Source organism: Falsiroseomonas sp., from assembly GCF_051860665.1.
Classification (GTDB): domain Bacteria; phylum Pseudomonadota; class Alphaproteobacteria; order Acetobacterales; family Acetobacteraceae; genus Falsiroseomonas.
The window spans coordinates 43,857-65,161 of the sequence record NZ_JBHYDM010000005.1 but is presented as its reverse complement, the minus strand read 5'-3'; the positions used below and the strand labels follow the sequence as shown (position 1 = coordinate 65,161).

The 21,305-nt window shown below is 72.1% G+C and carries 22 protein-coding genes; 12 read left to right on the top strand and 10 right to left on the bottom strand.

The genetic code is table 11. From position 1 onward, the window contains the following. Positions 1-153 precede the first annotated feature (153 nt). Positions 154-783 carry a YjbE family putative metal transport protein gene (locus ACTIF1_RS07060; protein WP_439595685.1) on the bottom strand — a complete coding sequence of 210 codons (630 nt, stop codon included), beginning with the start codon at positions 781-783 and terminating at the stop codon, positions 154-156. A 136-nt stretch (positions 784-919) separates the two neighbouring features. Next, positions 920-2,353, bottom strand: coding sequence for an aldehyde dehydrogenase family protein (locus ACTIF1_RS07055; protein WP_439595684.1), 1,434 nt, complete (start codon positions 2,351-2,353; stop codon positions 920-922). An 84-nt stretch (positions 2,354-2,437) separates the two neighbouring features. On the opposite strand from ACTIF1_RS07055, the gene ACTIF1_RS07050 reads away from it, so the two are divergent. Then, complete coding sequence (locus ACTIF1_RS07050) at positions 2,438-2,668, top strand: hypothetical protein (RefSeq protein WP_439595683.1); 231 nt, start codon at positions 2,438-2,440, stop codon at positions 2,666-2,668. Here the strand turns inward: ACTIF1_RS07050 and ACTIF1_RS07045 are convergent. Beyond that, positions 2,646-4,043, bottom strand: a complete 1,398-nt coding sequence (locus tag ACTIF1_RS07045; protein ID WP_439595682.1) for an L-lactate permease — start codon at positions 4,041-4,043, stop codon at positions 2,646-2,648. The two genes, ACTIF1_RS07050 and ACTIF1_RS07045, sit on opposite strands and share 23 nt — an antisense overlap. A 41-nt stretch (positions 4,044-4,084) precedes the next feature. Here ACTIF1_RS07045 and ACTIF1_RS07040 point away from each other — a divergent pair, with 41 nt between their 5' ends. Next, entirely contained in the window at positions 4,085-4,501 is a 417-nt protein-coding gene (locus tag ACTIF1_RS07040; RefSeq protein WP_439595681.1) for a gamma-glutamylcyclotransferase family protein, read from the top strand. On the opposite strand, the gene ACTIF1_RS07035 is transcribed toward ACTIF1_RS07040, so the two are convergent. Together ACTIF1_RS07035 and ACTIF1_RS07030 are read right to left on the bottom strand one after the other, a co-directional pair. Next, complete coding sequence (locus ACTIF1_RS07035; protein WP_439595680.1) at positions 4,432-5,403, bottom strand: DMT family transporter; 972 nt, start codon at positions 5,401-5,403, stop codon at positions 4,432-4,434. The genes ACTIF1_RS07040 and ACTIF1_RS07035 overlap by 70 nt on opposite strands. Beyond that, positions 5,400-6,254: a DMT family transporter gene (locus tag ACTIF1_RS07030; RefSeq protein WP_439595679.1), complete on the bottom strand. Its 855-nt coding sequence runs from the start codon at positions 6,252-6,254 to the stop codon at positions 5,400-5,402. The genes ACTIF1_RS07035 and ACTIF1_RS07030 overlap by 4 nt, the downstream gene beginning before the upstream one ends. A gap of 106 nt (positions 6,255-6,360) precedes the next feature. Between ACTIF1_RS07030 and ACTIF1_RS07025 the strand changes: the two genes are divergently transcribed. Together ACTIF1_RS07025 and ACTIF1_RS07020 are read left to right on the top strand one after the other, a co-directional pair. Beyond that, positions 6,361-7,413 (top strand): ketopantoate reductase family protein, encoded by a 1,053-nt coding sequence (locus ACTIF1_RS07025; RefSeq protein ID WP_439595678.1) that lies wholly within the window; start codon positions 6,361-6,363, stop codon positions 7,411-7,413. Beyond that, on the top strand, positions 7,410-8,168 hold the full coding sequence (locus ACTIF1_RS07020) for an SDR family NAD(P)-dependent oxidoreductase (protein WP_439595677.1): 759 nt from the start codon (positions 7,410-7,412) through the stop codon (positions 8,166-8,168). The genes ACTIF1_RS07025 and ACTIF1_RS07020 overlap by 4 nt, the downstream gene beginning before the upstream one ends. A gap of 2 nt (positions 8,169-8,170) precedes the next feature. Here the strand turns inward: ACTIF1_RS07020 and ACTIF1_RS07015 are convergent, their stop codons facing one another. Next, the gene (locus tag ACTIF1_RS07015) at positions 8,171-9,001 is read right to left on the bottom strand and encodes an oxidoreductase (protein WP_439595676.1); all 831 of its coding nucleotides are present in this window, start codon (positions 8,999-9,001) and stop codon (positions 8,171-8,173) included. A 97-nt stretch (positions 9,002-9,098) separates the two neighbouring features. Here ACTIF1_RS07015 and ACTIF1_RS07010 point away from each other — a divergent pair, with 97 nt between their 5' ends. Then, a complete protein-coding gene (locus ACTIF1_RS07010) occupies positions 9,099-9,995 on the top strand; it encodes a LysR substrate-binding domain-containing protein (protein WP_439595675.1) in 897 nt (298 codons plus the stop codon). Between the two features lie 4 nt (positions 9,996-9,999). On the opposite strand, the gene ACTIF1_RS07005 is transcribed toward ACTIF1_RS07010, so the two are convergent. Then, positions 10,000-10,203 (bottom strand): hypothetical protein, encoded by a 204-nt coding sequence (locus ACTIF1_RS07005; protein ID WP_439595674.1) that lies wholly within the window; start codon positions 10,201-10,203, stop codon positions 10,000-10,002. A gap of 175 nt (positions 10,204-10,378) precedes the next feature. Then, positions 10,379-11,530 carry a M20/M25/M40 family metallo-hydrolase gene (locus tag ACTIF1_RS07000; protein ID WP_439595673.1) on the bottom strand — a complete coding sequence of 384 codons (1,152 nt, stop codon included), beginning with the start codon at positions 11,528-11,530 and terminating at the stop codon, positions 10,379-10,381. Between the two features lie 196 nt (positions 11,531-11,726). On the opposite strand from ACTIF1_RS07000, the gene ACTIF1_RS06995 reads away from it, so the two are divergent. The 5 genes from ACTIF1_RS06995 (at position 11,727) to ACTIF1_RS06975 (ending at position 16,637) form a co-directional block, all read left to right on the top strand. Next, positions 11,727-12,692 carry a TauD/TfdA family dioxygenase gene (locus ACTIF1_RS06995; protein ID WP_439595672.1) on the top strand — a complete coding sequence of 322 codons (966 nt, stop codon included), beginning with the start codon at positions 11,727-11,729 and terminating at the stop codon, positions 12,690-12,692. A gap of 4 nt (positions 12,693-12,696) precedes the next feature. After that, on the top strand, positions 12,697-13,428 hold the full coding sequence (locus tag ACTIF1_RS06990; protein WP_439595671.1) for an aspartate/glutamate racemase family protein: 732 nt from the start codon (positions 12,697-12,699) through the stop codon (positions 13,426-13,428). 59 nt (positions 13,429-13,487) lie between these two features. Beyond that, on the top strand, positions 13,488-14,327 hold the full coding sequence (ypfJ, locus tag ACTIF1_RS06985) for a KPN_02809 family neutral zinc metallopeptidase (RefSeq protein WP_439595670.1): 840 nt from the start codon (positions 13,488-13,490) through the stop codon (positions 14,325-14,327). A 65-nt stretch (positions 14,328-14,392) separates the two neighbouring features. Beyond that, positions 14,393-15,130, top strand: coding sequence for a metallophosphoesterase family protein (locus ACTIF1_RS06980; protein ID WP_439595669.1), 738 nt, complete (start codon positions 14,393-14,395; stop codon positions 15,128-15,130). 46 nt (positions 15,131-15,176) lie between these two features. Continuing rightward, entirely contained in the window at positions 15,177-16,637 is a 1,461-nt protein-coding gene (locus ACTIF1_RS06975) for a M81 family metallopeptidase (protein ID WP_439595668.1), read from the top strand. 10 nt (positions 16,638-16,647) lie between these two features. Here ACTIF1_RS06975 and ACTIF1_RS06970 read toward each other — a convergent pair whose 3' ends face one another. Together ACTIF1_RS06970 and ACTIF1_RS06965 are read right to left on the bottom strand one after the other, a co-directional pair. After that, the gene (locus tag ACTIF1_RS06970; protein ID WP_439595667.1) at positions 16,648-17,640 is read right to left on the bottom strand and encodes a Bug family tripartite tricarboxylate transporter substrate binding protein; all 993 of its coding nucleotides are present in this window, start codon (positions 17,638-17,640) and stop codon (positions 16,648-16,650) included. A gap of 153 nt (positions 17,641-17,793) precedes the next feature. Further along, positions 17,794-18,792 carry a Bug family tripartite tricarboxylate transporter substrate binding protein gene (locus tag ACTIF1_RS06965; protein WP_439595666.1) on the bottom strand — a complete coding sequence of 333 codons (999 nt, stop codon included), beginning with the start codon at positions 18,790-18,792 and terminating at the stop codon, positions 17,794-17,796. 165 nt (positions 18,793-18,957) lie between these two features. Here ACTIF1_RS06965 and ACTIF1_RS06960 point away from each other — a divergent pair, with 165 nt between their 5' ends. Together ACTIF1_RS06960 and ACTIF1_RS06955 are read left to right on the top strand one after the other, a co-directional pair. Then, entirely contained in the window at positions 18,958-20,724 is a 1,767-nt protein-coding gene (locus ACTIF1_RS06960) for a glucan ABC transporter ATP-binding protein/ permease (RefSeq protein ID WP_439595665.1), read from the top strand. Positions 20,725-20,863: 139 nt separating this feature from the next. Further along, positions 20,864-21,301 (top strand): CBS domain-containing protein, encoded by a 438-nt coding sequence (locus tag ACTIF1_RS06955; RefSeq protein WP_439595664.1) that lies wholly within the window; start codon positions 20,864-20,866, stop codon positions 21,299-21,301. Positions 21,302-21,305: the final 4 nt, after the last annotated feature.

Below are 21,305 nucleotides of genomic sequence, written 5' to 3'. Positions count from 1 at the left end.
TGCTGTCCTTGGGTATAGGTGAAGCGGGCGGACCGCTTCAAGCCGTGGTGCTAGAGCCGTTTCACCGAAAGCGAAGACGGCGAAACAGCTCTAGCCATTTGTTTTAACGCATTTTCCGAGTCGCCTTGCGAAGCCGCAAGGCTCGAAAATGCTTCAATGCGCCGCCACCGCCGGCAGCGGCAGGCCGAGATGCAGCGCCTCATTCGCCGCTGCGGCACCCTCCCACAGCAGCTCGACGCCGATCCAGGCGATCAGCGCCAGGCCGACATAGGCGATGATCTTGTAGCGATCGAGCAGCTTCGCCAGCGCGCCGCCCAGCAGCCCCATCAGCAGGATGGAGACGGTGAGGCCGATGATCAGCATGGTGATGTTGTTTCGCGCCACGGCGGCCACCGCCAGCACGTTGTCGAGGCTCATCGAGACATCGGCGATGATGATCTGCCGCAGCGCCTGGAACAGGGTCTTGTCCGGCGCCGCGTGGCCGGCCTCCTGCTCCTCCGCCTGGTGGCGCAGTTCCTTCCAGAAGCCCCAGGCGATGTAGAGCAGCGCGAGCCCGCCGATGAGCTCGACCCACCACAGGCCCAGCAGCCAGGTGGCGCCCAGCGAGAAGACGATGCGGAGGACGGCGGCGGCGACGATGCCGAAGAGCACCGCGCGGGCGCGGAGCGCGGGGGGCAGGCCCGCGGCCGCCATGCCGATGACCACCGCATTGTCGCCCGACAGGATGATGTTGAGCCACAGAATCTCCAGGAACTGCGGTCCCTGGGCAAGCAACGAATCCATACCGTTCCTCCGGGCGCGGCACGCAGCGTGGCCGCTTCAACCCGGGGCGGAAACTATGGCGTGGATGCCATTTTCCACAGTTTCAATCCTGCAATCCAACGGCCATGCGCAAGATGCCCGTGGGATTAACGCCGGTTCAGCCGTGCCGGATGGCGATCGTCTTCAGGGCGCCAAAACCGTGCAGCGCCGCAAAACCCTTCTCCCGCCCATGGCCGCTGCGCTTCACGCCGCCGAAGGGCAGTTCCACGCCGCCGCCGGCGCCATAGTTGTTGACGAAGACCTGGCCCGCGCGGATGTGGCGCGCCAGGCGCAGCCCGCGGCCGATATCCTGGGTCCAGACGCCGGCGACCAGACCATATGCGGTGCCATTGGCGATGCGCAGCGCCGCCTCCTCATCGGCGAATCGGGTGGCGACCAGCACCGGGCCGAAGATTTCTTCCTGTGCCAGGGTGTGGGCCGCATCGACGTCATCCAGCAGCACCGGCTTCACGTAGTAGCCGCCCTCCGGCGCGTTGGAGGCCAGCCGGCCACTGGCCGCGTGGCGCAAGCCATCGCGCCGCGCGGTCTCCAGGAAGCCCTGCACCCGCCGCTGCTGCGCCAGGGTCACCAGCGGGCCGAGATCGAGGTCGCGCTCCGCCGGCCCCGCCTCCAACCGGGAAAAGCGCTCGGCCAGCGCGGCCAGCAGCCGGTCATGCACCTGCTCCTGCACCAGCAGGCGGGACCCGGCGGAGCAGGTCTGGCCGGCATTCTGGATGATGGCGCCCATCACCGCCGGCACCACCTGGTCCAGATCCGCATCGGCAAAGACGATTTGCGGGCTCTTGCCGCCCAACTCCAGAGTCACGGGGATGGTGCGCTCCGCCGCCGCGCGCTGGATCAGCGTGCCGACCTCCGGGCTGCCGGTGAAGGAGATATGGGCGACCAGCGGATGCGCCGTCAGCGCCGCGCCGGCCTCCTCGCCGAGGCCGGTCACCACATTCACCGCGCCCGCGGGGAATCCCGCCTCCGCCGCCAGCTCGGCGATCGCCAGCGTGGTGAGGGAGGCCTCCTCCGCCGGCTTCACCACCGCCGCATTGCCCATGGCCAGCGCCCCGCCGAGCGACCGGCCGAGGATCTGCATCGGGTAGTTCCAGGGGATGATGTGGGCTGTGACGCCATGCGGCTCCCAGACCGTCATGGCGAGGATCCCCTCGGCGGAGGGGATGGTCTCGCCATGCACCTTGTCGGCCGCGCCGCCGTAGAATTCGAAGTAGCGGGCGCAGGCGGCGGCATCCTGCCGCGCCTGGCGGATCGGCTTGCCGACATCGAGGGATTCGAGCGCCGCCAGGCGTTCCGCATCGCGCCGGATGAGCTCCGCCAGCTTCAGCAGCAGCCGGCCGCGCTCGGCCGCGGGCATGCGGCCCCAAGGGCCGGCCAGTGCGGCGTCGGCGGCGCGGCAGGCCGCATCCACCTCCCGCGCCGTGCCGCGGGCGATGCGGCCGATCTCGGCGCCGTCGGAGGGGTTGAGCACGGGGAGCGCGGCATCCGAGGCCAGGGCGCGGCCGCCGATGAAATGCAGGTGCTGGGTCATGCGCGGCTGGTAGCCTCGGGCCCTGGCGGCTTCAAGCGGCGCCCGCCTTGCGCCATGCTGGGCGCGCCGTGTCAGGAGGTCCCGATGACCGATCCGAAGGAAGCGCTGATCCGCGACCTGGTGGCCTGGATCGCCGCCGCGCCGCGCCCCTATGCGGAGGTGATGGACCGCTGGCGCACCAGCTGCCCGCGCCTGACGGTCTGGGAGGATGCCGCCGATCGCGGCCTGCTGGCCTGCGAGACGCGGGGCGACGCGCTATGGGTGGTGGCGACGCCGGCGGGCCGCGCCGCGCTCAGCCCAGCAGCGCCACCATAGCCCAGCCGACCACCACCACGCCGGCGAGCGAGGGCGCCAGCAGCCGCCAGATCTGCGCCGGCCGGGCGCCATCGGCCAGCAAGCCGCAGATCATCGCCGTGCCGGCAAAGGACATGCCCGCCCCGGCGGCGCCCGAAAAATTGTGCAGGGCAGGGGCCAGCAATGGCGGCAGCCCCGCCGCCTGGCCGAGCGCCGCCTGCACCGGCATCAGCGCGGCGTTGGAGCCGACATTGCTGCCGGTGACGATGCCCGAGGCCAGGCCCAGCACCGGCACCGCATAGGGCGCGGCCGGCCCCAGCCCCTCCGCCGCCGCCTGGGCCAGCGCGCCGGCGATGCCCGCCCCCGCCATCCAGCGCGCCAGCACCACGTAAAGCAGCATGGCGAGCGCTGGCCGCAGCGCGCGGGTCAGGGCCGCGCGGGCGCGCGGGCCGGGATCGGCCCGGCGCAGCAGCAGGCCCCCGCCGACCAGCCAGAGCACCACGGCGACATGGGTGATGGGGAAGCCGGGCAGGTCGGCATAGGGCGTCCAGGCCGGCGCAGCGGTCCAGGACCGCGCCAGCAGCAGCGCCGCGGTCAGCAGCAGGTAGGGGGCCAGCGACCGGAAGGCCGCGCGCCAGCCCTCGGCGCCACGCGGCGGGTCCAGGCGGTAGAGCGTGGCCAGCAGGGGGATGCCGGTGGCCAGGATGCCGGCGACCTCGAAGGGGAACAGGGCGTGGGAGGCCAGCAGGATGCCGGACATGGCCAGCAGCAGCCCCATCTGCACCGCCTTCTCCCGCGCCGGCACGGAGATGCCGGCTGCCGCGCACAGCCGCCAGAGCACCGGCCCCATCAGCAGCAGCCAGGCGGCATTCGGCCAGGCGGTCAGCGCCGCCACCTCCTGCGCCGGCAGGCCCGTCAGCGCCGCGCCGAGCGAAGTGCCCGGCCCCAGCCCGCCCCAGGGCACCAGAGTGAGGGAGAGCAGCGCCATGGCCCCGGCCGGCGCGCCGCGCAGCCCCATCCCGCGGATGGCCGAGAGGGCGAAGACGGCGCCGACGGCGAAGCCGGTGACGCTTTCCATGAAGCCGCCCATCAGCAGGGCGGCCACGAAGATGCGGCGCGGCGAGGGTTCGGTGGCCGCCGCGCCACCCCCGCGGCCGGCGACGGCGGCATGGAACAGCAGCCCGCCCATCACCACCGTGATGGGTTTCAGCGCGAGGAAGGCGCCGCGCAGCGTCTCCTCCGCCAGGAAGGGCAGGGTGGGCGCCTGCAGCGTCGCGACCACCGCCGGCAGCGCGGCGACCAGCGCGGCCAGCACCGCCGGCACCGGCCCGGCGCGGCCGGAGAGCAGCAGCGCCACCAGCAGCAGCAGCGGCGCGGCTTGCAGCAACAGCATCATGGTCTTGCCAATCCCGCGGCGGCGCCCCGATTCTGCGCGCCATGCCGCTTCTCTACGCCGCCTATGGCAGTAACCTCGATCACAGCCGGATGCAGGACCGCTGCGCGGGGGCGGAGCCCGCCGGCGCCCTGCTGCTGCCCGGCTGGCGCCTGGTGCTGCGGCGCTTTGCCGATATCGAGCCGGATGCCGGTGCCGCCCTGCCCATCGGCTTGTGGCGCATCAGCCGCGCGCACCTGCGCAGCCTGGACAAGTTCGAGGGTACGGCGCTGGGCATCTATGAACGCCTCGAGGTCACGCTGCCGAATGGTCCGAAAGCCTGGATCTATGCCGGGCGGCGGCTGCGAGCCGGACCGCCGGAGGGGTGGTATGTGCAGCATCTGCGCCTCGGCTACCGGGAATTCGGGCTGGCGCCCGGGCCGCTGGAGGAAGCGCTCTCGGCCTGCGGCTTCGCCGGCTGAATCGGCAGCGCCGCCTGGGCATTGGCGGCCAGCGGCGCCGCCCGGCGCTGCGCCACCTGCGCCTCCCGCCGCGTGATATAGACGGCGGAGCCCACGATCAGCGCCGCGCCCAGGCCGAGCCAGGCATCCGGCACCTCCTCGAAGAGCAGCACGCCGGTGGCGGCGGCGAAGACCAGGCGGACATAGGAGATCGGCGCCACGACGCTGGCATCCACCATGCGCAGCGCATTGATCCAGAGATGCATGGCGAAGGGCCCGCAAAGCCCGCATAGCACCAGCAGGAAAAGGTTGGTCCAGCCGGGCCAGGCGAGGCCGGGCAGCGCCACCGGCAGCGCGACCGCCACCGCCACCACGCCGATCCAGAACATGATGGTGCCCGTGCGCTCCGTCCGCGCCAGGGTCTTGGTGGTCAGCACGATCGCCGCGCCCATCAGGGCGGAGGCCAGCGAGGCCGCCAGTGGCCAGTCCAGCGCCACCGCCCCCACCGAGCCCGGGCGGACGATGGCGACGACGCCGCAAAAACCCACCAGCGTCGCGCTCCACCGCCGCCAGCGGACGCGCTCGCCCAGAACCGGCCCGGCCAGCGCCGTGACGAACAGCACGGAGGTGAAGGACAGCACCGTGGCGGTGGCCAGCGGCAGGCCGACGAAGGCGATGTAGTAGGTGTACCAGGACACCACCGAAAGCAGGCCGCGGAAGACCTGCATGGGCAGGGCGCGGGTGCGCGGCAGGGTCGGGTCGCGCAGCAGCGCAGGCAAGGTCCAGCCGAGCTGGCCCAGCGCGCGGGCCAGCACGAGGGTCGCCAGCGGCACGCCCTCGATGGCCTTCACCACCGTGGTTTCCAGGTTGAAGATGAAGCCGGCGGCGACGGAGAGCAGCGCCGCCTTGGCGAAGGGGCTCACCGCCGGCGCGCCTCCGCCACGGTGATCACCACGGCGCCGGTCAGGATGATGGCGGCACCGATCCAGCCAAACAGGTCCGGCACCTCGTTGAACAGGATCCAGCCGGCCGCCGTCACCACCACCAGGCGGAGATACTGGAAGGGCGCGATGGCACTCGCCTCGCCATGGCGCAGCGCCTCCGTCACCATGAAGATGATGCCGGGCATGACGGTGGCCACCACCAGCAACAACCCGATCTCCACCAGGCCCAGCGGCACCCAGGCGGCGATCGCCAGCGGCAGAACGCCGAGGCTGGTGAAGACGCCGACCCAGGCCAGCACCGTCAGCGTGCTGTCCGTGCGCGTCAGGCTGCGGGAGGGCAGCGTGATGCCGCACCAGGCGATGGCCGCGGCGATGGCCGCCGCCGCCCCCAGCGCATCCACCTGCGCCCCTGGCCGCAGCATGACGGCCACGCCCAGAAGCCCGGCGATTGTGCCGAACCAGCGCCAGCGATCCACCCGCTCGCCCAGGATCGGCGCCGCCAGCAGCGTGGTGAACATGACATTGGTGAAGGACAGCACCGTGCCCGTCGCCATGTCGAGCCGGGTGAAGGAATAGTAGTAGAGCCCCCAGCAGATCAGGGAGGAGGCGCCGCGCAGCAGATGCATCGGCAGCCGCTTCGTGCGGAACACCGCGAGGCCGCTGGTCGCGATGCGCGGCGTCACCCAGAGAAGCTGGCCGAGGGCGCGGGCCATCAGCTGCACCTCCACCGGAATGCCGCGCGCGGTCATCCAGCGGATCATCAGCACCTCCGCCGCGAAGAGCACGGCGGCGGCGGACATCAAGGCCGCGCCCTTCAGATTGCCACTCATTGACGCGGCGCTGGTCCTGTCTAGCCTGGGCGCAGGGTGGTCTGGCGGCGGCATGCCGCGCAAGGGCGCCCAGCGCATGACGGGCATCGGCGGAAAGGGATACAACTTGGCTGGCAGGACTGGGGCGCGGGAGGCGGTGGATCATGGGCCGATCCTGATCTGGGGCGCGGGCGCCATCGGCGGCACGGTGGGGGCGCATCTGGTGCGGGCGCGCCATGCGGTGGTCTTCTGCGACGTGGTGCCGGACCATGTGGCCGCCATCGCGGACCCCGCGCGCGGCCTGGTGATCGAGGGGCCGGTCGCGCAGATGAAGGTCAGCGCCCCGGCCTCGCTGCCCGGCGAGGTGAAGGGCGTCTTCCGCCGCATCTTCCTGGCCGTGAAGACCCACGACACGGAAGCCGCCTGCCGCCAGCTGCTGCCGCATCTGGCCGAGGATGGCTATGTGCTCTCCCTGCAGAACGGCCTGTGCGAGCGGGTGATCGCGGAGGTGTGTGGCGCGCATCGCACCATGGGCGCCTTCGTCAATTTCGGCGCGGACTGGATCGAGCCGGGCCGCATTCTCTATGGCAATCGCGGCGCGGTCGTGGTGGGCGAGCTGGATGGCGCGGCGACTCCGCGCGTTCATGCGCTGCACAAGCTGCTGGCTGAGACCTTCGAGCCGGATGCGGTGCTGACGCCCAATATCTGGGGCTATCTCTGGGGCAAGCTGGCCTATTCCAGCCTGCTCTATGCCCAGGGCCTGGCCGAGAAGGGCATCGCCGATACGCTGGCGCGCAGCGAACTGCTGCCGCTGGTCCGCGCGCTCTGCGGCGAGGTGATCGCCGTGGCCCGCGCCGAGGGCGTGACCCCGCTTGGCTTCAACGGATTCGATCCGGCGGCTTTCGGCCCGGGCGGCACCGAGGAGGCCGCGCGCGCCTCCATGATCGCGATGGAAGCCTTCAACCGGCCGAACGCCAAGACGCATTCGGGAATCTGGCGCGACCTCTGGGTGCGCCACCGCGCGACGCCCGCCGATGCGCAGATCGGCGCCGTGCCGCCGATCGGCCGCGCCCATGGCCTGGCCTGCCCGAAGCTGGAGCGGCTGATCGCCATGATCCACGAATGTGAGCGCGGCGCGCGCCCGATGTCGGACTCGAACCTGACGGAGCTGATGGCATGAACATCCGATATGACGGCGTGGTGGTCGCGGTGACCGGTGCCGGCCACGGCTATGGCCGCGCCATCGCCCGCGGCTTTGCCCAGACTGGCGCCAGGGTTTTCGCCTGCGACCTCTCGGCGGATGAGCTGAAGGAGACCGCGGAGACCGAGGGCAGCATCACCACCGCCGCCTTCGACCTGACGGCCAAGGGCGCCGCCGCCGGCTGGATCCGCGAGATCGAGGCGGCGACCGGCCAGCCCATCGGCGTGCTGGTCTGCAATGCCGGCGGCGTGCGCGGCCAGGTGATGCGCCCGATCGAGGAGGTGCCGGAGGAGGACTGGCACGCGATCTTCGACATCAACACCCACGCCGCCTTCAACCTGGCCAAGGCCGTGGCCCCCGGCATGAAGCGGGCGGGCACCGGTCGCATCGTCACCATCAGCAGCGGCGCCGGCCTCAAGGCCAGCCTCACCGGCATCCAGGCCTATTGCAGCTCCAAGCACGCCCTGGTCGGGCTGACCCGCCAGCTCTCCCGCGAATTCGGCCCCTACGGCATCACGGTGAATTCCGTCGCCCCCGGCTTCGCGCTGTCCAACCCCGCCTCCATCAAGCAGTTCGAGAGCTATGGCGAGGAAGGCCAGAAGGCCATGCTGAACCGCATCGCCATGCGCCGGCTCGGCGAGCCGGAGGACATGGCGCATGCGGTGATGTTCTTCGCCTCGCCCTTCGCGAGCTGGATCACCGGCCAGGTGCTGCAGGTCGACGGCGGCAGCTGACGTCAGCCGAAGGCGGTGGCGCGGCCCACCGCCTCCCAGTCCCGCAGATCCGCCAGCAGCGCCTCCGCATGGCCGCGCACCGCCTCCACCGCATCGGCGCCGAGCTGCAGGCGTAGCGGGGTTTTCTCGGCCCGCAGGGCCTGCGCCACCGCCGCGGCCGCCTTGGCGGGGTCGCCCGCCTGCGTGCCATCCATGCCATGGGCGAAGCCGCGGATGCCCGACAGCGCCTCCGCATAGGGGGCGAGCACCGGCATGTGGCGCAACGCGCCGCCGGCGAAGCCGGTGCGGAAGGCGCCAGGCTCGACGATCAGCACCTTCACGCCGAAGGGCGCCATTTCCTGCGCCAGCGCCTCCGCGGCGCCCTCCAGCGCGAATTTGCTGGCGGAATAGGCGCCGAAGCCGCCGAAGGACATCTGGCCGCCCATCGAGCTGAGCATCACCACCGCGCCCGATCGCTGCCCCCGCATGAACGGCAGCACGGCGCGGGTGACGGCGATGGCGCCGAAGAAGTTCGTCTCCATCTGGGCGCGCAGCTCGTGGTCCGGCGTCTCCTCGATGGCGCCGACGATGCCGTAGCCGGCATTGTTCACCAGCACGTCGATGCGGCCGAAACGCGCCATGGCGGCGGCGACCGCCGCCTCCGCCTCCGCAGGCTGCGTCACATCGAGGCGCAGCGCCAGCACACGCTCCGGCGCCAGGGCCAGGATCTCCGCCAGCTTCGCGGGGTCGCGCGCGGTCGCGACAACCGCATGGCCCTCGGCCAGGGCGTGGGCGGCGAAGGCGCGGCCGAAGCCGGTGGCGGCGCCGGTGATGAACCAGGTCTGCGGGGTCATGGGCCTCATCCCTTCCTGCGAGGTGGCCAGGATGGGGCAGGGGCGGCTTTGCGATAACGTGGTTTGATTCGCATGGGTCATGCGATATCCTTCAGCAATGCAGCGCGACCTGCTTCCGCATCTGCCGGTGGTCCTCGCCGTGGCCCGTTGCGGGGGATTTGCCGCCGCCGGCGCCGCGCTGGGCCTCGGCGCCTCCGCCGTGTCCCACGCCGTGCGGCTGGTGGAGGACCGGCTCGGCCTGCCCCTCTTCGCCCGCACCACCCGCAGCCTGGCCCTGACCGAGGCGGGCGCGGAGCTGGTCTCTGCCCTCGGCCCGGCCTTCGCCGAGATCGAGGAGGCGCTGGAGCGGCTGCGGGCTGCGCGGGGCGAGGTCTCCGGCACGCTCCGGATCAACGCCCCCTCGCTGGCGCTGCCGCTCGCGCTGAACGGCATCCTGGCCGAGATGGCGCGGCGCCATCCGGGCGTGACGGTGGAGGTCGTCACCGACAATGCGCTGACCGATATCGTCGCCGGCGGTTTCGATGCCGGAATCCGCCTTGGCGAGTTCATCGCCCAGGACATGGTGGCGGTGCGGCTGACGCCGCCCTTCCGCGCGGTGATGGTGGCGAGTCCGGCCTATCTCGCCGCCCGCGGCACCCCGGATTCGGTGGCGGCCCTGGCCCGCCATGCCTGCATCGGCTTCCGCCTGATCGCCTCCGGCGCCGTCTATGACTGGGAATTGTCGGAGGGCGGGCGGGAGGTCGCCGTGCCGGTGCGCGGGCCGGTCCGGGTGACGGACCCCATGGCCGCGCGCGACCTGGCTATCGCAGGGCTGGGCATCGCCTATCTCTTCGAGCCGCTGGTGCAGGCGGAGCTGGCCGAGGACCGGCTGCGCCTGGTGATGCCGGAGGCGGCGATCGAGGAGCCGGGCCTGTTCCTCTACCACCCGATGCGCGCCGCGGCGGCGCCGAAGCTGGCGGCGCTGCTGGCGGTGATCCGGGCGCGGCGGCCTTGACCGGCTACTGCGGCTGCGTCTGAGGCGGCCGCGCCTGACGCTGCTGGGACTGACGCTGCTGGGCCTGCTGTCGCTGGCGCTGCTGCTGCGCCTGCTGACGCGCGGCGCGGCGCTGCGCCTCCGTCTGCTGGGCGCGCTGGCGCAGGCGCTGGGTGCGGGTCTGCGGCGGGGCGCCGGGCGGCGTCGCGCTGTGCAGATCCTGGCGCATGTTCCAGTTCTGCCCATGCACAGCGCCGGAATTGGGACCGGTGATCGGCGCGCTTTGTGCCCAGGCGAGGCTTGGCAGCGCCAGCAGAACTGCAAGAACCAACCCAGCGCGCATGCTCACTCCCTCCCGCTCATGCGGTGGGATGATAACTCAGGAACGCGACGTTTCGCCAATCTCAAGAAAGGCGAGTCAGCAGCCCCGCGAAGAGCCGGCCGCGCGGCACCAGGCTGCCGACCTGGATATGCTCCTCCAGCGTATGCGCCCCGGCGCCGGCCACGCCGAGCCCATCCAGCGTCGGGATGCCCATCGCGCCAGTGAAATTGCCATCCGAGCCGCCGCCCGAGGATTGCGGCGGGATCTCGAAGCCGAGGCTGCGGGCCAGGCCCCGCGCCACGCCATGCAGCGCCATGGTGCCCGCATCCGGCTCCCAGACCGGCCGCGTCACGCCGCGCGTCACCTCCAGCGTCACATCCGGCGCCGAGGCCTTGAGCGCCAGCATGCGCGCGACCCCGGCATCGAGATCCGCCTGCCGCTTGGCCATCGACAGCACCTCGGCATCGCAATGCGTCGCCACGCAATTCACCCATTGCCCGCCATGGATCACGCCGGCGGAGAAGGTGCAGTCCTCCGTCGTCATCGCCTCGATCGCCAGCACCTGGCGGCACATTTCGCGGATGGCGGAGCGGCCCTCGCCGAGCGTCGCGCCGGCATGGCTGGGCCGGCCGGTGGTGCGCAGGCGGAAGCGGGCGATGGCATAGCGGCCGGTCACCACGCCGCCATCGGGGCGGGCGGGCTCCGGCACCAGCACGTAGCGGGCGCGGCGCGCCTCGGCCTCAATCAGGTCCCGCGTCGAGGGGCTGCCCACCTCCTCATCCGAGGTCAGCAGGAAGGTGACGGGCAGGGGCGTCGGCAGGCCGGCGCGCAGCACCTGGCGCATCGCCTCCACCGCCAGGAAGGTGCCGCCCTTCATGTCGAAGATGCCGGGCCCGCGGCAGGTGCCACCCTCCCGCTTCCACGGCAGCTTTTGCAACGTCCCCACGGGGTGGACCGTGTCGAGATGCGCGAGGATCAGGATGCCCGGCGTGGTGTCGCCGGCGGGATGCGGGAAGCGGGCGCGGATGCAATCGCCGAATCCCATGCGGCCGGGAATGCGCTCAACCCGCGCGCCCAGCAGCGCCAGGTCGCGCCCGGCCAGGTCCATCATGCGGCCCACCGCCGCGGCATCGAAGGTCGGGCTCTCGCATTCCACCCAGGGCCGCAGCCCGGCCAGCATCGCCTCCGTCTCGAAGGGCAGGTCGAGGGCGGGGGCGGTTTGGGCGTCGTCCATGGAAGGGTCTCCGGCGAAGGCGCCAGCCTGCGGGCAGGGCAGGCGGGAAGGCAAGAGACGGCGCCGCGGGACATGAAGGCGGGAGACATGTGCGGCCGGCGAGAGGGCTGTTAGTGTGGCGGGAATGAGTGACACCCCCCAGGCTTCCCCCCCCGCTCCCCCGCCCGCCCCCGCGCCTGCACAGCGGCTCCGCCTGGTGCCGCAGGCCGGCCCCGCCGCCTGGCGCGCCGCGGATCTCCGCCCCTCCGACTGGATGATCCCGGTGGGCGCGGAGGATCTGGCGGAGCTCGAACAGGCGGTGACCGCGCTCGGCGGCCGTGCCCCGGCGACCGCGGCGGAAGCGCCACTGCCGCGGCTCGGCGCCGTGCTGCGCGGCGCCGCCACGCGGCTCGATACCGGTCGCGGCTTCGTGCTGCTGCGCGGCCTGACGCTGGAGCGGCTGGGCGAGGCGCTGGCCGAGCCGCTGCTGATGGCGCTCGGCAGCCATCTGGGCCGGCCGCTGCCGGCCGAGGGCGGCGCGGTGCAGCGCCTGTCGAGCGCCGCCGGCGGCCCGCTGCGCTGGCGCTTCCATGCCGATGCGGCGGATGTCGTGGCGCTGCTGGTGATGCGCCAGCCGCCGGATGTGGACCCGGCCATGCTGGTGGCCGCCGCCACCGTGCACAATGAGATGATGAAGCGCGACCGCGCGGCGCTGGAGGTGCTGTACCGCCCGATGCCGCATGCCGCCCCCGGCGGCGCCGTGCTGAACCTGCCGGTCTTCAGCACCGCCTCCGGCGCCTTCGTCGGCCGCTATGCGCGCGATTCGATCGATGCCGCGCAGCGCCTGCCGGAGACGCCGCGCCTGACCGGCGCGCAGATGCAGGCGCTGGACCTGCTCGACAGCCTCTGCGCCGAGCCGGGGCTGGCACTGCGGATGGAGGTGCGGCCCGGCGACGTGCTGCTGTTCAACCCGCTGCAGGTCTGGAAGCGCCGCGCCGAGGGCCTGGCCGAGCCGACCCAGCCATCGGGCGAGTTGCCGCCGGGGGATGCGCCGCTCGCCCTCTCCACCGGGAGGCGGGAGGCGCTGCGCCTGCTGCTGCTGACCGAAACCTCCCGCGCCCTGCCCGAGGGGCTGCTGGCGCTGGCCACCGGGGCGGAGCCGCCGACCATGGTGGGAGGCTGAGCGCATGCGCATCCTCGTCGCCAATGCCAATACGACCCAGGCCATCAGCGCCGCCTGCGTCGCGGCGGCGGAGGCCGCGGCCGCGCCGGGCACCGAGATCATGGGTGCCACCCCCGCCTTCGGCCCGGCGGTGATCTCGACCCGGGCGGAAAATGCCATCGCCGCCCACGCCCTGCTGGCGACGCTGGCGGAGCATGCCGGGACCATCGACGCGGCGGTGCTGGCGGTCAGCCATGATACGGCGCTGGAGGCGGCGCGGCAGCTGATGCCCTGCCCGGTGATCGGCATGACGGAGGCCGCCTGCCTGACCGCCTGCCTGGTCGGCGGCCAGTTCGGCGTGCTGACGCTGGGCCAGGCCGGGCCCTATGAGGAGCTGGTGGCGCGGCACGGCCTGACGGCGCGCTGCGCCCAGGTGCTCGGCCTGCCTCTGACACCGCAGCAGGCCATCGCCAACCCCGATGGCGCGGCGGGCCAGGTGCTGGCGGCGGCGGAGGCGATGGCGGCGCGCTGCGATTCGGTGGTGCTGGCCGGCGCCGCGCTGGCTGGCATGGCGGAGGCGCTGCAGCCGCGATCGCCCGTCCCGCTGCTGGATGGCATTGCCTGCGCGGTGAAGTTGGCCGAGGCGCTGGTGGCGATGCGCCTGCCTAAGCCGCGCACCGGCAGCTATGCCGCGCCGCAGGGCCGCGCCGGCATCGGCCTGTCGCCGGCCTTGGCGGCCTTGCTGCGCGGGGGCTGAACCGCCGCAGGAACTACGCGCCTGCCGCGACGTTGCCATGCCGTCACGGAGGCTTCGGCATGCGATTGGGTGGTGGACGCGAAAGCGGGAATGTCGAGGACCGGCGCGGCGGGGGCGGCATCGGCCGCGGCGGCATCGCCATCGGCGGTGGCTTTGGCGGCGTGGTGCTGGTGGTGCTGGCGCTGCTGTTCGGCGTCGACCCCGCCGTGATCCTCGGCGGGCTGGAACAGGCGCCGCAATCCCAGGTGCAGCAACGCCCGACCAATGACGCGCCGGCGCAGGATCAGGGCGCGCGCTTCGTCCGCCGCGTGCTGGCCGAGACCGAGGATGTCTGGACCCCCGCCTTCCGCGAGATGGGCCGCGAATACCGCGCGCCCAAGCTGGTGCTGTTCAGCGGCGCGGTGCAGAGCGCCTGTGGCGTCGCCCAGGCGCAGGTCGGGCCCTTCTACTGCCCGGGCGACCAGCAGGTGTATATCGACCTCGACTTCCTGGCCGAGATGCAGCGCCGGCTCGGCGCACCGGGCGATTTCGCCGCGGCCTATGTCATCGCGCATGAAGTCGGCCACCATGTGCAGAACCAGCTCGGCCTGCTGGGGCGGGCGCAGCGCGGCGACAATGCCATGCAGGTGCGGATCGAGCTGCAGGCGGATTGCCTGGCCGGCCTCTGGGCGCGCCGCGCGCAGGATGCGCGGCAGATCCTGGAGGATGGCGACATCGAGGAAGGTCTCGGCGCCGCCGCGGCTGTCGGCGACGACCGGCTGCAGCGCCGCGGCGGTGGACAGGTGGTGCCCGAGAGCTTCACCCATGGCAGCTCCGCCCAGCGCGTGCGCTGGTTCCGCACCGGGCTGCAATCGGGCCAGCTGAATGCCTGCGACACTTTCGGGGCGCGGCAGCTTTAACCGGCTGTTCACGCCACGCTTGCGGCGGCAGCATCAGGCCCATCTCCGACGAAGGGCCGCCGCCGATGCGCCTCGCCATCCTGGCCGATACCCATGGCAATCTGATCGCGCTCGAAGCGGTGCTGGCCGATCTGCGGGCGCAGGCGCCGGACCTGGTGGTCAATCTCGGCGATCTCTGCACCGGCCCCTTCGACCCCGCCGGCAGCGCCGCGGCGCAGATGGCGCTGGGCTGCCCGACGCTGGCCGGCAATCACGAGCGCAACCTGGTGGAGGGCGACGATTCCAGCGGCTCCGTCGCCTTCGCGCGACCGCGGCTTTCGGCGGCGCAGATGGGCTGGATCGCCAGCCTGCCGAAGACGCTGCGCCTGGCGGATGGGGCGATCTTCGCCTGCCATGGCAGCCCGGCCGGCGGCGACATGGACTATCTGCTGGATGACGTGGCGGGCGGCCGCGCGGTGCTGGCCTCGGAAGCCGCGATCCTGCCGCGGCTGGCCGGGATCGGCGATGCGAAACTGGTGCTCTGCGGCCATACCCATATGCCGCGCGTGGTGCGGCTGGGCGAGGTGACCATCGTCAATCCCGGCAGCATCGGCATGCCGGCCTATGAGGACGACAACCCGGTCCCGCACGCCATCGAGACCGGCACGCCGCATGCGCGCTATGCCGTGGCGACGCGGCGCGCGGACGGCGCCTGGTCCGTCGACCTGCGCGCCGTCGCCTATGACTGGGAGGAAGCGGCGCGGCGGGCGGAGGCGCATGGCCGTCCGCAGGTCGCGCATTGGACGCGCACCGGCCGGGTCTAGCTCCGGTGGGGTCCCCCTGCCGGGCAAAGGTCCCTAGACTGTCGCCATGCCAAAGATCGCTGTCGCCCGCCTCTGGTTCGAGGGCAATTCCTTCTCCCCCACCGTCACGCCGCCCGAGGCGCTGCGCTCCCGCGAATGGGTCATGGGGGCGGAGGCACTGGCGCGCTATGCCGGCACCGGGACGGAGCTGGGCGGGCTCGGCCGCTTCCTGGGCGAGCGGCCGGACTGGCAGGCCACCATCCTGCGCTGCACCTCCGCCCAGCCGGGCGGGCCGCTGACGCGCGAGGCCTTTGGCGGTTGGCTGGAGGAGGTGCTGGAGGGGCTGCGCGCCGGCGGACCCTGGGATGGCGTTTATCTTTCGCTGCACGGCGCCTGCGTGGCGGAGGGCGAGCCGGCCGCGGATCTCGCCATTGTCCGCCAGGTGCGCGCGGCCATCGGCGCCACGCCGCTGACCGCCAGCTTCGATTTCCACGGCAATATGGCGCCCGAGCTGGCGACGCTGCTCGATGGCGCCAGCGTCTACCGCACCTATCCGCACCTCGACATGGACGCCACCGCGGGGCGCGCCCTGGCCCTGCTGGAACGCCGCCTCTCCGGCCAGCGGATCTTCGGGGCGATTCGGAAAATTCCGCAGGTGCTGCATTCCTTCCACATGCGCTCCGAAGCCGGGCCGATGGCGGAGGTATGGGCGGAAGCGGCGGCGCTGCAACGGGCGGAGGTGCTGGAGGCCGCGCCCTTCGGCGGCTTCTCCTGGGGCGACACGCCCCATGCCGGCCCCAGCGGCATGGCCTGGGCCACCACGCCAGAGGCCGCCGCCCGCGCGGCCGAGGCGGTGCGGGACGCCATCGCGGCGCGCCTGCCGCGCTTCGGCGTGACGCTGCCGGGGCCGGAGGCGGCGCTGGCCACCGCGCTGGCCGCCCCGCCCGGCCTGGTGGCGCTGCTGGACCCGGCGGACAATCCGCTTTCGGGCGGTGTCGCGGACAGCCCCGGCCTGCTGCGCGCGCTGATGGAGGCCGCGCCGGGCGTGCCCACGGTCTTCGCCTTCCTGCACGATCCCGTCACGGTTGCCGCGGCGCGGGCGGCGGGCGAGGGGACGGCTGCGGACTTCGCCCTGGGCGCGCGGACCACGCTGGATTTCGGCCCGCCGGTTGCCGTCTCCGCCACGGTCGAAAGGCTGACGGAGGGTCGCTTCACGAATGCCGGCCCGATGGAATGCGGGGCGCCGGTCGATCTCGGCGCCACCGCGGTGCTGCGCGTGGGGGGCTGGCTGCGCATCATCGTCACCAGCCGCAAGGAAGCCGCGGTGGATCCGGGCTTCTTCGCGCTGCATGGCATCGACCTCGACGCCACGCGGCTGCTGGCGAACAAGGCGAAGAACCATTTCCGGGCCGCCTTCGCCGGGCGCTGCGCCGCCATCGTCGAATGCGACTGTCCCGGGCCGGCGGCGCTGGACCTGGCGGCGCTGCCCTTCCGCCATGTGCCGGCGGCGTGGCTGCGCCCGGTCTGATCGCGCCCCCTCAGTCCAGCCGTGCGCCGGCCAGGCGGACCACCTCCTGCCACTTGGTGTTCTCGGCCGCGATGAAGGCCGCGAATTCCTCCGGACCGAGCGGGTGCGGCTCCGCGCCGATGCTGCGCTGGCGTTCCACCACCTCCGGGATGCGGGAGATCTCGGCGATGGCGGTGGCGTAGCGCTGCAGGATGGGGCGCGGCATGCGCGCCGGCGCCTGCACGCCGAACCAGGCCACCGCCTCGAAGCCCGAGATCCCGGCTTCCTGCACCGTGGGCACATCCGGCAGGGCGAACCAGCGCTCCATGCTGGTGACGGCCAGGATCTTCATGCGGCCATCACGCGCCTGCGGCAGGTAGGCGGGCAGGTTGTCCACGGCGACGTCGATATTGCCGGCGATCAGGTCCGGGATCACGCCGCCGGTACCGCGATAGGGCACATGCGTCATCTGGATGCCGGCCCGCACCTTCAGGTATTCGCCGCAGAGATGGCCGGAGGTGCCATTGCCCGGCGTGCCGTAGTTCAGGCGGCCGGGATTGGCCTTCGCATAGGCCAGGAATTCCGTGAAATTCCGCACCGGCAGATTGGCGTTCACCATGATGCCATTGGCCACCAGATTGGCCAGCGCGACGGCGGCCAAGTCCTCGGCCCGATAGGGCATGCGGCTGTAGAGGAACTGGTTGATGCTGGCGGTGCCGATCGTGCACATCAGCAGCGTGTGGCCATCGGGGTCCGCCTTGGCGACCATGTCGGCGCCGAGATTGCCGCCGGCGCCGGGGCGGTTGTCCACCACGACGGGCTGGCCCAGCATCGGCGTCAGCCGCTCCGCCAGCAGCCGCGCCGTGAGGTCCGTGGCGCCACCACCCTGGAAGGGCACCACGATCCGCACGGGGCGGGAGGGCGCCCAAGGGGACTGGGACTGGGATTGGGACTGGGCCCCGGCCGTGCCGGTGAAGGGAAGGGCGAGGGCGGCCCCGAGGGCGCCGCGGCGGGTGATGTTCATTCCTGGATCTTCCCCATCGCCCGCCAGGCTGGCGGGCCGCTGTTGCGGGGCCGCCCGTCCGGGATTCGGCGGGAGGGCCCCATCGCCGCCTGCCTAGGCCGGCGCCACGGCTCGGCACAAGGTCCGCCCGCCGCGCTCGCCTTCACAGGTGGTCTATTCCACGCGGGCGCCGGAGCGCTGCACCACCTCGGCCCATTTGGTGATTTCCGCCTTCACGAATGCGTCGAAACTCTCCGGGCTGGTGCCGCCATCGGGCGTCAGGTTGGGGGGCATGCCGCCGAGGTCAGCGAGGCGCCGCTGCATCTCCGGCTCGCGGATCAGGGCGTTCAGCTCGTCCGAGATGCGCCTGATGATCGGCGCCGGGGTGCGGGCCGGGGCCTGCACACCGAACCAGGCGGTGGCCTCCACGCCGGGGAAGCCGGCCTCCGCCGTGGTCGGCACCTCCGGCATCGCCGGCGTGCGCTCCTTCGTGGTCACCGCCAGCGGCCGCAGCCGGCCGTCGCGCAGATGGCCGATGACGGAGGGCAGGTTGTCCACGCCCACCTCGACGCGGCCGGCGATGATCTCCTGCATCATCGGGCCGGCGCCGCGGAAGGGCACATGGGTCATGTCGATGCCCGCCTCCAGCTTCAGCAGCTCGCCCGTCATGTGCAGGGAGGTGCCGGCGCCGGAGGAGCCGTGGTTCAGCGTGCCCGGCCGCGCCTTGGCCAGCGCCACCAGCTCCGCCAGCGTGCGGGCCGGGACCTGCGGATTGACGAAGATGGCGTTCGGCACGCGCAGCATCAGCCCGACCGCCGCCAGATCCTCCGGCTTCACCGGCATGCGGGCGCCATAGAGGGCATAGTTGATGGCGCCGCCGCTGATGGTCTGCATCAGCAGTGTGTGGCCATCGGGCTCGGACTTCGCCACCACGTCATTGCCGATATTGCCGCCGGCGCCGGGCCGGTTCTCCACCACCACCTGGGTGCCGAGCCGGCGGCCCAGCGGCTCCGCCAGCAGCCGGGCGGCGATGTCGGTGGTGCCGGCGGGCGGGAAGCCGACGACGATGCGGATGGGGCGGCTGGGCGACCAGCCTTGCGCGCGGGCCAGGCCGGGCAGCAGGGCGGGGGCGGCGAGTGCGGCGCCCAGGGCGGCGCGGCGGGTGATGGTCATGAAAGTCTCCTCCGTGAACCGGCTGCGGAAACTTCTGTCCCGCTCTGCCGCTTGCATACTGTTCCTGCCGCAGATGACCGGCCCCTTGCAAGCCGGAGGGTTTTTCGCGACGAGGGGAGCGGCCTCCGCCCGCCTCGCCGGGTCGGGGGAGGGAAGGACCCGTCGATGCAGTTCATGCGGCTTTACCTGCGGGTGCTCCAGCTTCTCGGGCCGGATCGCTGGATCGCCTATGGCCTGGGCTTCGCCGCCCTGGCCCTCGCCGGGCTGCAATTCCTGGAGCCGGTGCTCTTCGGCCGGGTGATCGACCTGCTGTCGCGCTCCGAGCGGATGAGCACCGCCGACCTCTGGACCGAGGCGCTGGCGCTGCTGGTGCTCTGGGGCGCGGTGGGGCTCTCGCTGATCGGCGCCAATGTGGCCGTCGCCCTGCTGTCCGACCGCATGGCGCATCGCAACCGCCTGACCATCATGGCGCGCTACTTCGAGCATGTGCTGTCCCTGCCGCTGTCCTTCCACGGCGATACGCAATCAGGCCGGCTGATGAAGGTGATGCTGGTGGGGGCGGACAATCTGTTCGGCCTGTGGCTGTCCTTCTTCCGCGAGCACCTGACCACCTTCATCGCCGCCGTGGTCCTGCTGCCGCTGACGCTGGCCATGAACTGGCGGCTAGGCCTGCTGCTGATCGGGCTGGTGATCCTGTTTGCCGTGGTCTCCGCCTGGGTGATCCAGAAGACGGAGGCCGCGCAGGGCCGGGTGGAGACGCTGCAGACACGGCTCGCGGGCAATGCGCAGGATGCGCTGTCCAATGTCGTCGTCGTGCAGTCCTTCTCCCGCCTGGCCTCGGAGGCGCGGCTGTTCGGCGACATCGTGCGCCAGGTGATGGACAACCAGTTCCCGGTGCTGACCTGGTGGGCGGTGGTCGCGGTGCTGACGCGGGCGGCCTCCACCATCACGGTCATCGCCATCTTCGTCCTCGGCACCATCCTGCATGTGCAGGGCCAGGCCACGGTGGGCGAGATCGTCTCCTTCATGGGCTTCGCCACCCTGCTGATCGGGCGGCTGGAAGGGGCGGTGGGCTTCGTCTCGCGCCTCGTGTTCCAGATGCCATCGCTGGAGGAGTTCTTCGCGGTGCTGGATGCCCGCTCCTCGGTGCCGGAGAAGCCGGATGCGCTGACGCTGGCGCGGGCGACGGGCGCGGTGCGCTTCGAGAATGTGGCCTTCGCCTATCCCGGCGGCCCACCGATCCTGCGCGAGGTGGATATGGATGCGCCGCCCGGCCGCACCATCGCGCTGGTCGGCCAGACCGGCGCCGGAAAATCCACCGCCATGGCGCTGCTGCAGCGGCTGTGGGACCCGGTGGAGGGGCGCATCACGCTGGATGGCCATGACCTGCGCGACCTGACGCTGGACAGCCTGCGCCGCAACGTGGGCGTGGTGTTCCAGGAAAGCCTGCTGTTCAACCGCACCATCCGCGCCAATCTGCTGATCGGCCGGCCCGATGCGACGCAGGAGGATCTGGAGCGCTGCTGCCGCATGGCGGAGGCGCATGACTTCATCATGGCCAAGCCGCAGGGCTACGACACGCTGGTGGGCGAGCGAGGCAGCGCGCTCTCGGGCGGCCAGCGGCAACGCCTGGCCATCGCGCGCGCCCTGCTGAAGGACCCGCCGGTGCTGATCCTGGACGAGGCGACCAGCGCGCTGGATGCGGCGACCGAGGCGCGGGTGCAGCGCGCACTCCGCGCCCTGATGAACGGCCGCACCACCTTCGTCATCGCGCATCGCCTGTCCACGGTGCGGGATGCCGAGGAGATCCTGGTCTTCGAACAGGGCCGCGTGGTGGAGCGCGGCAGCTTCTCGGAGCTTGTCGCGCTGGGCGGGCGGTTTGCGGAGCTGGTCAGGACGCAGCTGACGGGGAGCGAGAGCGAGGCCGCCTGAATGCGGCAGTGCACAACGCTGGCTTGCGGCGCGGGTGCGGCCACACGGAATGCTTGAACCTGCCCCTGCCTGCCTGCCACCATCCCCCCCTCGGCCGGGCGCACCCTGGCGCTCCCGGCCGCAACGGGAGGATCGAACCATGACCATCGCCATCATCCTGAAGCGCAAGGGCGCCGAGGTGATCTCGGTTGCGGCGCAGGACGAGGTCGGCCACGTGGCGCAGGTGCTGGCGCAGAACCGGATCGGTGCCGCGCTGGTCCGCGATGCCGGGGGCGACGTGCTCGGCATCGTCAGCGAACGCGATATCGTGCGCGTCGTCGGCACGCATGGGGCGGAGGCGGTGCACCTGCCCGTGGCGCAGTTGATGACCCGCGCCCTGCATACCGTCACGCCCCGCACCCGCATCCCGGAGGCGCTGGCGCTGATGACCGACCGGCGCGTTCGTCACTTGCCGGTGCTGGAGGAGGATGGCAGCCTCGCCGGCATGGTCTCGATCGGCGACCTGGTGAAGGCGCGGATCGAGGAAGCGGTGCATGAGGCCGAGGAACTGCGGCACTACGTCGAAAGCGCGGGGTGACAGG

Bases quoted from the DNA above. Each gene is read 5' to 3' on its own strand.
- ACTIF1_RS07015 (WP_439595676.1), bottom strand. From the start codon at position 9,001: ATGACCCCGCAGACCTGGTTCATCACCGGCGCCGCCACCGGCTTCGGC.
- ACTIF1_RS06990 (WP_439595671.1), top strand. From the start codon at position 12,697: ATGCGCATCCTCGTCGCCAATGCCAATACGACCCAGGCCATCAGCGCC.
- ACTIF1_RS06980 (WP_439595669.1), top strand. From the start codon at position 14,393: ATGCGCCTCGCCATCCTGGCCGATACCCATGGCAATCTGATCGCGCTC.
- ACTIF1_RS06960 (WP_439595665.1), top strand. From the start codon at position 18,958: ATGCAGTTCATGCGGCTTTACCTGCGGGTGCTCCAGCTTCTCGGGCCG.
- ACTIF1_RS06970 (WP_439595667.1), bottom strand. From the start codon at position 17,640: ATGAACATCACCCGCCGCGGCGCCCTCGGGGCCGCCCTCGCCCTTCCC.
- ACTIF1_RS07040 (WP_439595681.1), top strand. From the start codon at position 4,085: ATGCCGCTTCTCTACGCCGCCTATGGCAGTAACCTCGATCACAGCCGG.
- ACTIF1_RS07010 (WP_439595675.1), top strand. From the start codon at position 9,099: ATGCAGCGCGACCTGCTTCCGCATCTGCCGGTGGTCCTCGCCGTGGCC.
- ACTIF1_RS07030 (WP_439595679.1), bottom strand. From the start codon at position 6,254: ATGAGTGGCAATCTGAAGGGCGCGGCCTTGATGTCCGCCGCCGCCGTG.
- ACTIF1_RS06975 (WP_439595668.1), top strand. From the start codon at position 15,177: ATGCCAAAGATCGCTGTCGCCCGCCTCTGGTTCGAGGGCAATTCCTTC.
- ACTIF1_RS07050 (WP_439595683.1), top strand. From the start codon at position 2,438: ATGACCGATCCGAAGGAAGCGCTGATCCGCGACCTGGTGGCCTGGATC.
- ACTIF1_RS07060 (WP_439595685.1), bottom strand. From the start codon at position 783: ATGGATTCGTTGCTTGCCCAGGGACCGCAGTTCCTGGAGATTCTGTGG.
- ACTIF1_RS07055 (WP_439595684.1), bottom strand. From the start codon at position 2,353: ATGACCCAGCACCTGCATTTCATCGGCGGCCGCGCCCTGGCCTCGGAT.
- ACTIF1_RS06965 (WP_439595666.1), bottom strand. From the start codon at position 18,792: ATGACCATCACCCGCCGCGCCGCCCTGGGCGCCGCACTCGCCGCCCCC.
- ACTIF1_RS07020 (WP_439595677.1), top strand. From the start codon at position 7,410: ATGAACATCCGATATGACGGCGTGGTGGTCGCGGTGACCGGTGCCGGC.
- ACTIF1_RS07045 (WP_439595682.1), bottom strand. From the start codon at position 4,043: ATGATGCTGTTGCTGCAAGCCGCGCCGCTGCTGCTGCTGGTGGCGCTG.
- ACTIF1_RS07000 (WP_439595673.1), bottom strand. From the start codon at position 11,530: ATGGACGACGCCCAAACCGCCCCCGCCCTCGACCTGCCCTTCGAGACG.
- ACTIF1_RS06955 (WP_439595664.1), top strand. From the start codon at position 20,864: ATGACCATCGCCATCATCCTGAAGCGCAAGGGCGCCGAGGTGATCTCG.
- ypfJ (WP_439595670.1), top strand. From the start codon at position 13,488: ATGCGATTGGGTGGTGGACGCGAAAGCGGGAATGTCGAGGACCGGCGC.
- ACTIF1_RS07005 (WP_439595674.1), bottom strand. From the start codon at position 10,203: ATGCGCCAGGATCTGCACAGCGCGACGCCGCCCGGCGCCCCGCCGCAG.